Annotated in this window: 11 protein-coding genes; 6 read left to right on the top strand and 5 right to left on the bottom strand. The window is 59.2% G+C overall.

Translation table 11 applies throughout. The features are described from left to right. Positions 1 to 49 precede the first annotated feature (49 nt). Both AD668_RS22135 and AD668_RS22130 read right to left on the bottom strand, forming a co-directional pair. A complete protein-coding gene (locus tag AD668_RS22135) occupies positions 50 to 3,163 on the bottom strand; it encodes a transglycosylase domain-containing protein (protein WP_053162223.1) in 3,114 nt (1,037 codons plus the stop codon). A 265-nt stretch (positions 3,164 to 3,428) separates the two neighbouring features. Beyond that, positions 3,429 to 3,887, bottom strand: a complete 459-nt coding sequence (locus AD668_RS22130; RefSeq protein ID WP_053162221.1) for a transposase — start codon at positions 3,885 to 3,887, stop codon at positions 3,429 to 3,431. Positions 3,888 to 4,391: 504 nt separating this feature from the next. On the opposite strand from AD668_RS22130, the gene AD668_RS22125 reads away from it, so the two are divergent. Continuing rightward, complete coding sequence (locus AD668_RS22125) at positions 4,392 to 5,813, top strand: amino acid permease (protein WP_053162219.1); 1,422 nt, start codon at positions 4,392 to 4,394, stop codon at positions 5,811 to 5,813. Between the two features lie 87 nt (positions 5,814 to 5,900). Here the strand turns inward: AD668_RS22125 and AD668_RS22120 are convergent, their stop codons facing one another. Continuing rightward, complete coding sequence (locus AD668_RS22120) at positions 5,901 to 7,061, bottom strand: OpgC family protein (protein WP_053162217.1); 1,161 nt, start codon at positions 7,059 to 7,061, stop codon at positions 5,901 to 5,903. 241 nt (positions 7,062 to 7,302) lie between these two features. Between AD668_RS22120 and AD668_RS22115 the strand changes: the two genes are divergently transcribed. From AD668_RS22115 to AD668_RS22105, 3 genes are read left to right on the top strand one after another with little or no spacing between them, the layout of a single operon-like run. Next, positions 7,303 to 7,677 carry a GtrA family protein gene (locus AD668_RS22115; RefSeq protein ID WP_053162215.1) on the top strand — a complete coding sequence of 125 codons (375 nt, stop codon included), beginning with the start codon at positions 7,303 to 7,305 and terminating at the stop codon, positions 7,675 to 7,677. Then, positions 7,674 to 8,615, top strand: coding sequence for a glycosyltransferase family 2 protein (locus tag AD668_RS22110; protein ID WP_053162213.1), 942 nt, complete (start codon positions 7,674 to 7,676; stop codon positions 8,613 to 8,615). The genes AD668_RS22115 and AD668_RS22110 overlap by 4 nt, the downstream gene beginning before the upstream one ends. 1 nt (position 8,616) lies before the next feature. Next, positions 8,617 to 10,125: a glucosyltransferase domain-containing protein gene (locus AD668_RS22105; RefSeq protein ID WP_053162211.1), complete on the top strand. Its 1,509-nt coding sequence runs from the start codon at positions 8,617 to 8,619 to the stop codon at positions 10,123 to 10,125. Positions 10,126 to 10,148: 23 nt separating this feature from the next. Here AD668_RS22105 and AD668_RS22100 read toward each other — a convergent pair whose 3' ends face one another. Continuing rightward, a complete protein-coding gene (locus AD668_RS22100; RefSeq protein WP_053162209.1) occupies positions 10,149 to 11,768 on the bottom strand; it encodes an FMN-binding glutamate synthase family protein in 1,620 nt (539 codons plus the stop codon). A 277-nt stretch (positions 11,769 to 12,045) separates the two neighbouring features. Between AD668_RS22100 and AD668_RS22095 the strand changes: the two genes are divergently transcribed. Both AD668_RS22095 and AD668_RS22090 read left to right on the top strand, forming a co-directional pair. After that, a complete protein-coding gene (locus AD668_RS22095; RefSeq protein WP_053162207.1) occupies positions 12,046 to 12,480 on the top strand; it encodes an NUDIX domain-containing protein in 435 nt (144 codons plus the stop codon). A gap of 22 nt (positions 12,481 to 12,502) precedes the next feature. Further along, positions 12,503 to 13,141 (top strand): LysE family translocator, encoded by a 639-nt coding sequence (locus tag AD668_RS22090; RefSeq protein WP_053162205.1) that lies wholly within the window; start codon positions 12,503 to 12,505, stop codon positions 13,139 to 13,141. A gap of 120 nt (positions 13,142 to 13,261) precedes the next feature. Here the strand turns inward: AD668_RS22090 and metR are convergent, their stop codons facing one another. Next, positions 13,262 to 14,179: a transcriptional regulator MetR gene (metR, locus tag AD668_RS22085; RefSeq protein ID WP_053162203.1), complete on the bottom strand. Its 918-nt coding sequence runs from the start codon at positions 14,177 to 14,179 to the stop codon at positions 13,262 to 13,264. Positions 14,180 to 14,199 lie beyond the last annotated feature (20 nt).

Below are 14,199 nucleotides of genomic sequence, written 5' to 3'. Positions count from 1 at the left end.
AAGAGTGAAAAATACATAGTTACCGCATGCTTCGCGGTTTTCTCTTGGGTTAGCGCAGCGCCGTCGTGGTTGCCGGATTGCACATCGTGTGCGTACCCGGTTGCAGGTATGGCGTCAGTATCGGCGCCATGCCTTTGAGCACTTGCACGGGCAATGCCGAGGTAAAGGTGAAGCTTTCAGCCGAGCGCCCAGGCACGAAGGCGGTCAACGTACCGAAGTGGTTATCACCGATGTAGAACACGAAGGTGGCCGTGCGGTTGAGCGATTTGGAACTGAGGATCCGTCCACCCGAACCGACGGCCTCGATGCGGTTGTCACCGGTACCGGTCTTGCCACCCATGGCCAGCGGCGTGCCGTCGGGCAGTTTGAAACTGCCGGCAACGCGCTTGGCGGTACCTGCATCAACCACTTGCGAAAGCGCTTCGCGCATCGCCGTCGCCACTTCAGACGGCATGACTCGCTTGCCGACATCCGGGTCGTTGATCAGGCTGGTTTCATAAGGCGTGGCAGCGGCGAAATGCAGGCTGTCGATACGCAAGGTCGGCATGCGCACGCCGTCATTGAGAATGGTGCCGATCAATTCAGCCAGTGCGGCAGGGCGGTCGCCGGAGCTGCCGATGGCGGTTGCCAGCGACGGCACCAGGTGATCGAACGGGTAGCCGACTTTCTGCCAACGCTGGTGAATGTCGAGGAATGCTTCGATCTCCAGCATGGTGCGAATACGGCTATCGCGAGCACCCTTGTGTCGGCTCTTGAACAGCCAGCTGTAAACCTCCTGACGTTCAAACTGGCTGGCTTTGACGATGTCCGGGAAGGTGGCGTCCGGGTGATTGAGCAAATAGCCCATCATCCACAGGTCCAGCGGGTGGACCTTGGCGATGAAGCCCTGATCCGGCAAATCGTAGGCACCGGGACTGTAGGCTTGATAAAGGCGTACCAGACGCTCGTCGGTGAGCTTTTCTGTCAGTTTGGCTCCCGTGAGGTGCGAGCGTACAAAGGTATTGAAGGTTTCCTGTTTGGCCTGTGGCAGCAGGTAACGGTGTACGGCCGCCAAGCGGATCGGCGTCGGACGCATGCTGTCGAGGAAGGTTTCGAGCCGGTCCTGAGTGTCCTTGTTTTTGTACTTCTTCCAGAACTTGAGCAGAAATGAAGTGCCCTCGCGGTCGGCAAACGAAGCCAGGTATTCCTGGCGCCGAGGGTCGCGGTCGTCCTTGAGCAGTTCGGCGCTGTTGTTGGGGCCGGAGTAGGTGGTGTAACGCACCAGGTCGCGCATCAGGCGAATGAATGGCAGGTTGATCGACTCGCGCAGGGCGTCGCGCAGGGTCGGTATGCGGCCGTTGTCTTCCTTGCGGAAGTTATGGAATACATGCAGGCCGCCGCCAGTGAAAAACGCTTCGCCGGGGCTGGCCGAGTATTTGCGGTCCAGCGCGGCCCCGAGCAGGGTCGGCAGGCTGCGGTCCTTGTTCTCGATCATGTAATCAACGACCCAGCGACTCAGGCGGTCCTGATCCGGCACTTCGGCTTTCTTCAGCTCCGGAACGCTCATCTGCGCGTATTTATCGTGCAGTTCGGCAATGATCTGCAGATAGGTCGTCATCACCCGCATCTTGGCTGTGGAGCCCAATTCCAGTTTGCTGCCTTCGTTGATATCGAACGGCTGGTCGGTGCTGTCGGTTTGCACCCGCACCCGCGAGCCGTCAGGGGTCAGCTCGAACAAGGTAAAACTGTAGCGGACCTGGGCGGTGCTGGTGGGGGTCAGCAGGCGTTCACCCATCAGGCCGATTTCTGTCGCAAAAGCCGGGTCCGCGAGCTTCTTGAGGTACTCGGTGGCCTGGGTTTGCAGTTCGCCTTGCAGGGTACTGGTGGCTGACAGGTCAAGACGGTCGAGGTCGTACAGCGGACGGTTGAGCATGCCGGCCAGACGACTGCGCGCCACGCTGATGCCTTTGTTGGTTTCGATCGGCTGGATGGTCGGCTGGGTCGCCCAGTCGCGATAGGTCACTTTGCTGGCCAGGGCGGCGGCGGCGAATTGAGCGTCGATCACACCATTCTGTGCCAGCAGGCGGATGTGGCTGTCGGTGAGTTCGGCCAGTTCATCGTGGCCCTTGGTCAAGTAGTGAGAAGGACGACGCTGGGCGATCATTAACGACAGCATTTCGCGCAGGGCCAGGCCTTTTTCTGCCAGGGTTTTTGGATCCGTCGCGGTGCTGGACAGGCGTTCGTTGGCCTTGTTGAAGTCGGCGCCGTACCACACGCGCAACCCTTCGGCCATGCCGTGCACTTCGCCATGCCCCGGTACGGCCGACAGGGGAACGCTGTTGAGGTAATCGCGTACCACGTTCTGCCGGGCTTCGAGGGTTTGCGGCCCGGCTTGATAGGCGCGCACGGTGGCGGAAATCATCTGGCGTATTTTCTCGGCGCCATTGACAGTCAGGCCATCGGGCGAGTGCCGGTATTTTTCCAGTTGCGTCGCCAAGGTGCTGCCGCCCGCGGATTGGCCGGGGATGTGCAACATCTTGGCGACCTGGGACCATGCCGCCATGCCGAATCGCGGCCAGTCCACCGCCGGGTTGGCCAGAGGCTGTTTGGGATCGAGCAGGAAGCGGTTCTCGATGAACAGCAAACTGCTGACCACCACAGGCGGAATCGAGGCAAAGCTTGAGTAAAGCTGTTGCGGGTAGTTGTACTGGTACAGCGGCGCCGCCTTGCAATCGGTGATCGACAGGCCGGCCTGGATTTTCTCTGAATACGGTACGAACAGGCCCTTGCCGCTGTAGTCCATCAGGGCAGGGGAGAAACGGGTTTGCGCTTCAACGACAAAATCGCGCTTGATCAAGCGCGGCAGGAATTCGTCCAGCGAGCTGTAGCCCAGACGCCGGTCAAATGGGCCGTCACCCGGATAACGGATCGCATCGCTGGGACCGGGTTTGAGTTCATAGTTGAGCGACGCGGCATATTTGCTGACTTCCCGGGCCTGAAACTTCGAGGTGCGCATCTCCCTCGCGGCGGCCAGCCCCACGACAATCGCGATAATCAACAGCAAAAGCCAGAACGCTCCCCATCCGTGTCGGCTGCGACGGGGTTTTTCAGGTGTTGGCGCTTCATCCACTCGTTCAGTCGGGACCACGGTTTTACTCGAATCGGTTTGCCACAAAGCGCCCATAGTCGACTGATCCATTCACGCAGATTGATCGGACTTGTCACAAGCTTAGACGGTGCTTGGCGATGGTGAAAAAATTGTGAGGTGGAAAATGACGGGTTTTTGCCGTTTTTTGTGGCGAGGGAGCTTGCTCCCGCTGGGTTGCGAAGCTGCCCCAATGATTTTTTTCGATTGGTCTGATAAGTCGGACCCGCCGGTTTTGCGCCTGCTGCGCAGGCGAGCGGGAGCAAGCTCCCTCGCCACAAGGGGGTAAGTCTACAAATCGGATTCATAGCCAGCAGGCATCCCAGAGTGGATAGTCGCCGATTTTTTTAACCAGTCCTGCCCTCAGGGGATTGGCAACAATGTAGCGGGCGAAAGGAAGTAGATCCTCGCCATCGCGGATGGCTCGGTCGTGGTATCCGGTTTGCCAGAAGGCTCCTCTTTGGTTCAGGGCGCGGTTGATGGTGAGTGTGCTACGGGATTTGATTGACTGCATGAGTTGCGCCAGCGATCGCTGTTCAAGCTGTACCAGCCAGTGAAAGTAGTCCGGCATGATGACCCAGGCCATTGAGCTGACCCTTTTTTGTTCTTGAGCCCGTCGAAACTCATCAACCAACAGACGCCCAATCCGCCAGTCGCCGAAAATTCGGCGGCGTTGATGCACTACCACCGTAATGAGATAACCCCGTCCCGATTCTGAGTAACGCCCACGTCGCAGCAGGTGTGAGTTTGGATGTGGAGGCATTCCGTTGCGTCCTTGAATTGTTGTTTGAACACGTTAGCGCCTCGTTTTCCTACGTGAATCCGCCATTGCTGAGTGAAATTTCCCTGCCCGTTGACGAATCCAATAGCGCCGAAGTGCTTCTGTGGCGAGGGGGCTTGTCGGAACGCCGCACCGCCCCGTTCGGCTGCGCAGCAGTCGTAAAGCGGTGTATCTGACCGATCAAGGGGGGCTGATCTCAGGGACTGCTTCGCAGTCCAGCGGGGGCAAGCCCCCTCGCCACAGTGGTGCTATGGGCTGAAAGACCTGGTTTAGAGCTTTCAACTAGGTAAATACGGCTTTGGCAGGGGCATGACGATGCACCATTGTTGTGCAATACTCGGCGCCGTTTTTCCCACTGATCTTGCAGGGGTCTCTGACAAGACGGGTCTGCCCACGAAGCAGAGTCGGTTTCGGGGAGCACTGGCTTATCGGTCAATGCTTCGCCACTCGGTGGTCATATCCAATAACAAGACGAGGTTGTCCCCCATGCCTACCGGCAATCACTTGCCCCATGGCGAGACCGCTCAAGGCGGCCCGCTCAAACGCGAACTCGGCGAACGGCATATTCGCCTGATGGCACTTGGCGCCTGCATCGGCGTCGGCCTGTTCCTCGGTTCGGCCAAGGCTATCGAAATGGCCGGTCCGGCCATCATGCTGTCCTACATCATTGGCGGTCTGGCGATCCTGGTGATCATGCGCGCCCTTGGCGAAATGGCCGTGCACAACCCGGTCGCCGGCTCGTTCAGCCGTTATGCCCAAGACTACCTCGGCCCATTGGCCGGTTTTCTGACCGGCTGGAACTACTGGTTCCTGTGGCTGGTGACCTGCGTTGCGGAAATCACTGCGGTGGCGGTGTACATGGGCGTCTGGTTCCCCGATGTACCCCGCTGGATCTGGGCCCTCGCGGCACTGATCAGCATGGGCTCGATCAACCTGATCGCGGTCAAGGCCTTCGGTGAGTTCGAGTTCTGGTTCGCCCTGATCAAGATCGTCACCATCGTCGCCATGGTGTTCGGCGGCATCGGCGTTATTGCTTTCGGCTTCGGTAACGACGGTGTTGCGCTGGGCATTTCCAACCTGTGGACCCACGGCGGCTTCATGCCCAACGGCGTGCAAGGCGTGCTGATGTCGCTGCAAATGGTGATGTTCGCTTACCTGGGCGTCGAGATGATCGGCCTGACCGCCGGTGAAGCGAAGAACCCGCAGAAAACCATTCCGGATGCGATCGGCTCGGTGTTCTGGCGGATTCTGCTGTTCTACGTCGGTGCGTTGTTCGTAATCCTGTCGATCTATCCGTGGAATGAAATCGGTACCCAGGGCAGTCCGTTCGTGATGACCTTCGAGCGACTGGGCATCAAGACCGCGGCCGGTATCATCAACTTCGTGGTGATCACCGCGGCATTGTCGTCGTGCAACGGCGGCATCTTCAGCACCGGGCGCATGTTGTACAGCCTGGCGCAGAACGGCCAGGCCCCGGCCGGTTTCGCCAAGACTTCGAACAACGGCGTACCGCGTCGTGCGCTGCTGCTGTCGATTGGCGCCTTGCTGCTGGGCGTGCTGCTCAATTACCTGGTGCCGGAGAAAGTCTTCGTCTGGGTGACGGCGATTGCCACCTTTGGCGCGATCTGGACCTGGGTGATGATTCTGTTGGCCCAGCTCAAATTCCGCAAAGGCTTGAGCGCCAGCGAACGTGCCGGCCTGAAATACCGTATGTGGCTGTACCCGGTCAGCTCCTATCTGGCGCTGGCGTTTCTGGTGCTGGTGGTCGGCCTGATGGCGTACTTCCCGGACACCCGCGTGGCGCTGTATGTGGGGCCGGCGTTCCTGGTGCTGCTGACGGTGTTGTTTTATGTGTTCAAGCTGCAACCGACCAATGCTTCGCAAGGTGCGGTGCGTTCGGCTTCGTAAGCGGTAACGCGTGAAATGAAAAAGCCCCGGCGATTGGCCGGGGCTTTTGCATTTTAAAGATCAAAAGATCGCAGCCTGCGGCAGCTCCTACAGGGGAATACGATCAGCTTCTGTAGGCGCTGCCGAAGGCTGCGATCTTTTACTTGTCTGGTTCAACCGCTTGTTGAATTCCAGCCACGCCGCCAGCAACGCCATCAGACCGGCGCCCACCAGCGCGGTGAAGATCTGCATGGCGAAGGCATCATCGGTCAACGCGTTGATCATGTCCGCCAAAGGCGCCAACAACACACCCAGGCAGAAAATCTCCAACGAAAAACGCCCCATGCGGCAGCTTTGCTGCGCCAGCCAGTTTTGCGTCCAGCCGTTGTCGGGCAGCAGTTTCGCCGTGACGTAGGCCAATGCGAGGAAGTGCATCAGGCGCGCGGGAGACAAGTCGGTCTTGCTGATGGGGTACAACAGATTTCTCAGGCTGGCTGGCACCACGGCATCGTGGATTTCCGGCCAGCGCCAAAGGACGGTCAGCACCCCGGCCAGTACGGCATAAACAGCTGCGCCAACAAACAACGGCTGGCGCAATAGTGGACGAGACTCGGGCAACACTGGACGCTGTCCATGAATCGCGGCCGCGCCACCGAGTACGAACAACAGCTGCCAGGCCACGGGGTTGAAGTACCAGACGCCATCTTTGATCGCGGCCAGATTCCAGCCCGCCAACGGCACCATCAAGTACAGCGCCAATGACATGGCCACCACCATCCACGCTTGACGTACCAGCAACGGCAACACCAGCGGCAGACCCGCCAGCAGCACGATGTACAGCGGCAGCGGGTCCATCAGGTTCGGTTTGAAGCGCAGCAGCAGTTCATCGATCAAGGCTTGCTGCGGGTTGCTGATGAAGTGGTGCATGCCCATTTCTTCGACCAGGTCGCGTGTTTCCACGTGGCTGTTGGCGAAGAACACAATGCCCATCAGCATCGCCAGCAAAAAGATGTGGACGACATAGAGCACCCAGGCACGGCGCAGGATTTTCACGCAGGCGATGAGCAATCCTTCCCGCGCCAGGACTTTGCCGTAGGCCAGCACCGCCGCGTAACCGGCGAGGAATACGAAGACTTCGGCGGCATCGCTGAAACCGAAGTTGCGAAGGGTGATTTGTCCCAAGGGATTGTGGGGCACGTGATCCCAGAAAATGAAGATCAGTGCCAGACCACGAAAGAAGTCGATCCGGTGATCGCGCGTTGACGTCATGTCGGCAGGCTCGTGAACGGCTGATGAAAAGGATTGGTCGCGAGCGCACTGAGTAGGCGCGCCATCGGCGGCGCGCAGGGTGGCGTGATTCGCGGGCAATTGCAAAGTCGGGATATTACCGGATGTCTCTGCCATTGCCTCAACGTTTGACCGCCGGTCTGAAAGGCCGCTTGATCTGCGATTTCTGACAGTAGACCAGCTCAAATACTTATGTGTGCAGCGTTCTGAAACGGGAGCATTCATGAGAAGGGTATGGAAAGGATTGTCCAGCTACACGGTCATCGGGGTCGCCAACACCCTGATCCACTGGCAGATCTTTTTTTTGCTGAGCGTGGCGGCAGGCCTGCGTCAGGCTATCAGCAATCTAGCGGCCTTCTGCGTGGCCGCTTCGTTTTCCTTTTACATGAACGCGCTCTACACCTTCGACGCCAAGGCCTCGGTCGCCGGTTACGTGCTATTTATTACTGGCATGGGCGCGTTGAGCCTGGGCGTTGGCCATGCCGGCGACGTCTGGCGTCTTCATGGCTTGCTGACGGTGGCTCTGTTTTCCGCGTTGAGCCTGGTGTTCGGCTTCCTGTACTCCAAGTACGTGGTCTTTCGCGAGCACGATGCATGAAGGTTTCGCTCATCGTCCCGGTGTTCAATGAAGAGCAGTCGATCAACCTGTTTTATCAGGCGGTTCGACGCGAGTTGCAGCTCGGTGACATCGAAGTCGAGATTGTGTTCATCAATGACGGCAGCACCGATCGAACGGCGGAGCAGGCCACCGCCCTGGCCCAAACCGATGACCAGGTGGTGCTGATCAATTTCTCGCGCAATTTCGGCAAGGAGCCAGCGCTGTTCGCGGGCCTGGAATACGCCAGCGGCGATGCGGTGATCCCGATGGACGTCGACCTGCAGGATCCGATCAACGTCATCCCGCTGTTGATCGAACAATGGCGAAAAGGCGCCGACGTGGTGCTTGCCAAGCGCCGCACCCGATCCGCCGACGGTTACCTCAGGCGCCACAGTGCATCGATTTTCTACCACGTGCTCAATCGCATCGCGTACACCCGCATCGAAGAAAATGTCGGGGACTTCCGGCTCATGGATCGCAAGGTCGTGAACGTGATCCGCTCTTTGCCCGAGCATCAACTGTTCATGAAAGGCGTGCTCTCGTGGGCCGGGTTCAACACCGTGGTGGTGGAATATGAACGGGCCGGGCGAGTGGCGGGCAGCAGCAAGTTCAATGGCTGGAAACTGTGGAACCTGGCGCTGGAAGGCGTGACCTCGTTCAGCACCGTGCCCTTGCGGTTATGGACGTATGTGGGGGGCGCCGTTTCGATCTTTGCTGTGTTGTATGCGGTGTACATGGTGCTGGACAAGATTTTCTTCGGCAACAGCGTTCCCGGTTACCCGTCGCTGATGACGGCAATCCTGTTTCTTGGCGGCGTGCAACTGATCGGCATCGGCATCCTCGGCGAATACATCGGACGCATCTACATCGAAGCCAAGCACCGGCCGCGCTACGTGGTCAAAGACATTGTCGGCGGCAAAGACCGGGTCGAGCCCTAGCATGGGCCGGTTCAGCGACTTTTTTATTCGTGAACTGGGGCGACGCCAGGTCTGGTGTTTTTTTCTGCTGGCGACCCTGGTCTATGCGTTGCCGTTGATCCTTGCGGACTTCCCCTACATCGATGACAACTGGCGCTCGCTGTCTGCGGGCATGGCCTGGGCCGAGCAGGGGCGATTGTTTGCCCAGCTGTTTTTCAACGTACTGACGTTCACCGATGCGGCGCCGAACATCTTTCCGCTGCCCTTGTTGATCGCCACGCTGGCCATGGCTTCGGCGCTCACCAGCCTGACCTTTCATTGCTTTCGCCAACCGACTATCGCCTGTTGCCTGGTGTTGTTGCCCCTCTGGTACAACCCGTTCTTCCTGCAGAACCTGTCCTATCAATACGACGGCGCACCCATGGCATTAAGTGTTGTGGCGGTGATGTATGCGATCACCTTTCGTCATCCCAGGCGCAGCGTGCAATGGCTGGTGCCGTCCTTTCTGATTGCGTTGGCATTGGGACTTTATCAGGTGAGCCTGAATGTGTTTCTGGGGCTGTGTTGCCTGGAGGTATTGCGGGCTGCACACGACAAAACAGCCTGGTCGCAATGGCCCGGTCTGATCGGTTGGAAATTCGCCCAAGTGCTTCTGGGCTGGCTGATCTACTGCGTCAGCGCCTATCCGTTCATGGGCTCAAGTCGAACGCTATTGCTCAATTGGGCGGCGTCCCCCTGGCTGCAGATCCACATCAACATCGCCCGGGTGCTGGAAAAAGTCGTGCTGCTGTTTCATGGGGGGTTGGTCTGGGTCTTTGCCGGGCTGTTGTTGTGCGCCGTCGCCGGTGCTATTCGCCTCGGTTTGATGGTGGTGCAGCGCGAAGACAGTCGTGCGAAAAAATTTTTGATCGGCCTGCTGTGTTTGCTGACCGTGCCGGTCGTGGTGCTGTTGGTGTCGGGTGTGGCGTTGTTCTTTCGCGACTTCAACGAAGGCGCCAGAACCCTGATGGGGTTTGCTGTGTTGCTGGTGCTGCTGTTCTACCTGAGTTATCTGGCGTTGGCGTCCGTGCATGAGCGACTGCCCTTGTTGTTGGTCGTGCCGCTATTGGCGATGCTGTCGCTGTCGTTCGCGTACGGGCGAGTATTGACCGTGCAGAAAACCTTCGCGACCAGCGCCTTGTTCAACCTTGAACGAGACATCGCCAGCCGCCCGCTACTGCGTGACGCCAAGCGCATTTACCTGTCGGTGAGCTATTCCGATCATTGGTTGGCGGGCGCGGCCGGTTCGTTCAAGCAGATGCCGGTGTTGCATTATTTGCTCAATATCGACTTTTACATGCTGGCGGAAAACCTGCCGAAAGTCGGCATCACCAACGTGGTCGCGGAGAAGGACCGGCGCAACGCCACACGCGTGGGTTATCAAGGTTATCCGGCGCTGGTGGAGAGCCAGTACTACCGGATTTTCCTGATTGGTGATTACGGCTTCATCGTGATGAAAGAACCGGCCCCGATCAAATCATTGCGCTGGTGAGCGCAAGGCAGAGCCGTCGGAGTTCATGCCGCAGCCTCCTCGTTGGGCTCGAAACTGTCCGCCCGCGCCATCTGCCACATCCGCGAATAGAACTCGCCGCTCACTTCCCCGCTGAGTAATTCGCCGGGTTTGAGGAACACGTGCAGTTGCGAGAACAACTTGATCTCGGTCGCCGACATGCGTCGCACCAGATGCTTGGCCGACAGTTGTGAAGGGTGGTCGAGGCCGGCGGCGGCAAGCATTTCCGCCAAAGCCTTGAGGGTGTTGCGGTGGAAACTGAACACCCGCTGAGCCTTGTCCGGCACCACCAGGGCCCGTTGGCGCAGATTGTCCTGGGTGGCGACGCCGGTCGGGCATTTGTTGGTGTGGCAGCTTTGCGACTGGATGCAACCAATGGCGAACATGAAGCCACGTGCGGAGTTGGCCCAGTCGGCACCAATGGCTAAAACACTGGCAATGTCGAAGGCGCTGACGATCTTGCCGCTGGCGCCGAGCTTGATCTTGTCCCGCAGGTTCAGGCCCACGAGGGTGTTGTGCACGAACAGCAGGCCTTCGCGCATCGGCACGCCGATGTGGTCGGTGAACTCCACGGGGGCGGCGCCGGTGCCGCCTTCCTTGCCGTCGACGACGATGAAATCCGGAAGGATGCCCGTCTCCAGCATGGCCTTGGCGATACCCATGAACTCCCACGGATGGCCGAGACAAAACTTGAAGCCCACCGGTTTGCCGCCGGACAGTTCGCGCAGTTGCTGGATGAAATGCATCATTTCAATCGGTGTCGAAAACGCGCTGTGCCGCGATGGCGACACGCAGTCTTCACCCATGAGAATGCCGCGGGTGTCGGCGATTTCCCGGGTGACCTTGTGCTTGGGCAGGATGCCGCCGTGGCCGGGCTTGGCGCCTTGGCTCATCTTGATTTCGATCATCCGCACCTGAGGCGTTTGTGCCTGCGCAGCGAAACGCTCCGGATCGAATCGGCCGTCGGCGGTGCGGCAGCCGAAGTAACCGCTGCCCAGTTCCCAGGTCAGGTCGCCACCGTGCTCGCGGTGATAAGGGCTGATGCTGCCCTCGCCGGTGTCATGGGCGAAGTTGCCGAGTTTGGCACCCTGGTTCAGCGCGCGAATCGCGTTGGCGCTGAGTGAGCCGAAACTCATGGCCGAGATATTGAACACGGACGCCGAATACGGTTGTGTGCACTGCGGGCCACCCACGGTCACGCGAAAACTGCCCGGGTCGCTCAGCGGTGCCGGGCGCATGGAGTGGCCGATGAATTCGAAGCCCGACTGATACACATCAATCAGCGTACCGAAGGGTTTGTCGGCGGTTTCGTTCTTGGCCCGGGAATAGACCAGCGAGCGCTGCGCCCGGGAGAAGGGCAGGGCGTCGCTGTCGGATTCGAGCAGGTACTGGCGGATCTCCGGGCGGATGCCTTCGACCAGATAGCGGATGTTGCCCAGGATCGGATAGTTGCGGCGCACCGCGTGAGGGCTTTGCAGCAGGTCGAACAGCCCTATGAGGCTCAGTACGCCGGTGACGGCAGTGATCGGCCAGAGCCAATCGTGTTCAAGAAAGGGCAGGCTGGCGAGGGTGAAGATGACGCAGACGGCAAAGAAGGCGTAGCGGCTCAGGAGTGACAGGCTCATACGGTTTCCTTGGGTTCGGACTCAATAAATTTAGCGATACAAAACACTGTGGGAGCGAGTCTGCTCGCGAAGGCGATTCCATGTTCAACGTAGATGTTGACCGATACTCAGCATTCGCGAGCAAGCTTGCTCCTACATGAAAGCATTTCAATGTTATGTCAGGATTTAGTGCCCGGAGGAAACCTAAACAATGTGAAGGTCTGTGATGAGGCCGTTCGCTTTGCTCGCGGGCGGCGGACATGTGATCCTTGCCGTTTTGAGTCAAAGGCCTTTTTCCATGTCGACGTTTCCAGACCAGTCCACTGGACTAATCCGCATTGCCGCCGCGCTATTGATCGGTGCCGACGGTCGAACCCTGCTGGTGCGAAAGCGCGGTACGCAGGCGTTCATGCAACCGGGGGGCAAAATCGAAGCCCATGAGTTGCCGGTTCATGCGCTGGCCAGAGAACTGGAAGAGGAGTTGGGTCTGATCATCGATCCCGTCAGCGCGACGTTTCTTGGGCAGTTCTCTGCCCCCGCCGCCAACGAGCCGGGATTTGTCGTACAGGCAGATATCTTTCAGCTGACAATCGATGCAGACGTCACCCCGGCGGCAGAGATCGAAGAAGTGATCTGGATCGACCCGGCCAGCGACGCTGGTGTCACGCTGGCGCCATTGACACGAGACCTGATCCTGCCGTTTTATCGAGCCTCGCTGACCGCGATCGCCTGATCATCTACGCAAAGGAACCGCCATGATCCCGCTCCAGGACTTGCTGATCTTCGCCGCCGCCGCATTGCTGATGGTGCTGACGCCGGGGCCGAACATGGTCTACCTGATCTCCCGTTCGATCTGTCAGGGACGCAAGGCCGGGGTGATTTCGTTGCTGGGTGTGGTAGCGGGGTTCTTTGTGCATCTGTTCGCTGCCGCTGCCGGTTTGACGGCGGTGTTCCTGGCGGTGCCGATGGCCTATGAAGTGTTGAAATGGGCCGGCGCGTTGTACCTGCTGTGGCTGGCCTGGCAGGCCGTCAAACCGGGTGCGCGCTCGCCGTTCGAAGCCCGGCAACTGCCGCCGGATTCGTCTCGAAAACTGATCACCATGGGTTTTCTGACCAGCGCTCTGAACCCGAAAATCGCGGTGTTCTATCTCTCGATATTTCCGCAGTTCATTTCACCTGAACACGGTTCGGTGTTCAGCCAAAGCCTCATCCTCGGTCTGACCCAGATCAGCGTCAGTTTCACCGTCAACCTGCTGATCGCGGTGTTTGCCGCGGGCATCGCGTCGTGGTTCGTCAACAACCCGACGTGGTTGGCGACGCAGCGTTACTTCATGGGCTTTGTGCTGTCGACGCTGGCGGTGCGGATGATGCTCGAGCAAAGACGCATGGCCTGACCCGACACAATCCCCTGTAGGAGCGAGCTTGCTCGCGATGGCGGTGTGTCAGTCAGTGAAGAGGTTGAATGTCAGACCGCTATCGCGAGCAAGCTCGCTCCTACAGGGGGATGTATTGCTTTAACGAACGGCGCTGACACCATCGAGTGTCGAAAACGACGTGTCCTTGGCCGTCAGCAGGAAATCGCGCATGTACGGTGCATCCAGCATGTCGGCGCGGATCCCCGCATAAAGCGTCGCAAACAAACCTTTCTCACCCAGTCGCTTGGCCTTCACGTAACCCCGTGAACAGTATTCATGCAGCGCCCAATGGGGCATGCCGCACACGCCGCGACCGCTGGCCACCAACTGCATCATCATCACCGTCAGTTCTGAGGTGCGGACCTGGGCCGGTTCGATGTCGGCCGGCTCCAGGAAGCGGGTGAAGATATCCAGGCGATCCCGTTCCACGGGGTAGGTGATCAAGGTCTCGGTGATCAAATCTTCCGGAACGATATAAGCCTTGCTCGCCAACTTGTGCTGGTTGGCCACCGCGAGCATCGCTTCATAGGTGAACAGCGGTACATAGGTGATGCCGACCAGATCCACCGGATCGGACGTCACCACCAGGTCCAGATCACCACGGGCCAGGGCCGGCAGCGGCGCGAAAGAGAAGCCCGACGCCAGGTCCAGCTCGACTTCCGGCCAGGCATCGCGGAACTGATCGATGGTTGGCATCAGCCACTGAAAGCAACTGTGACATTCGATGGCCATGTGCAAGCGCCCGGCGGTGCCACCGGCCAGGCGGCTGATGTCGCGCTCGGCGGCACGCAGCAGCGGCAGGGTGGCGTCGGCCAGTTGCAGCAGGCGCAAACCGGCGCTGGTGAAACGCACCGGTTTGGTCTTGCGCACGAACAGCGGCATGCCCATGCGCTCCTCCAGTTCCTTGAACTGGTGGGACAGGGCCGACTGCGTCAGGTGCAGGCGATCGGCGGCGTCCACCAGGCTATCGGCTTCGCGCAAGGCGTGCAGGGTCTTGAGGTGACGGATTTCAAGCACCGGGGGATCTCCATGAGGAA

The sequence above is a fragment of the Pseudomonas sp. P1.8 genome (assembly GCF_001269805.1).
Taxonomy (GTDB): Bacteria; Pseudomonadota; Gammaproteobacteria; order Pseudomonadales; family Pseudomonadaceae; genus Aquipseudomonas.
Note: the sequence above shows the minus strand (reverse complement) of the source record. Positions and strands in the feature narration are given on the sequence as shown.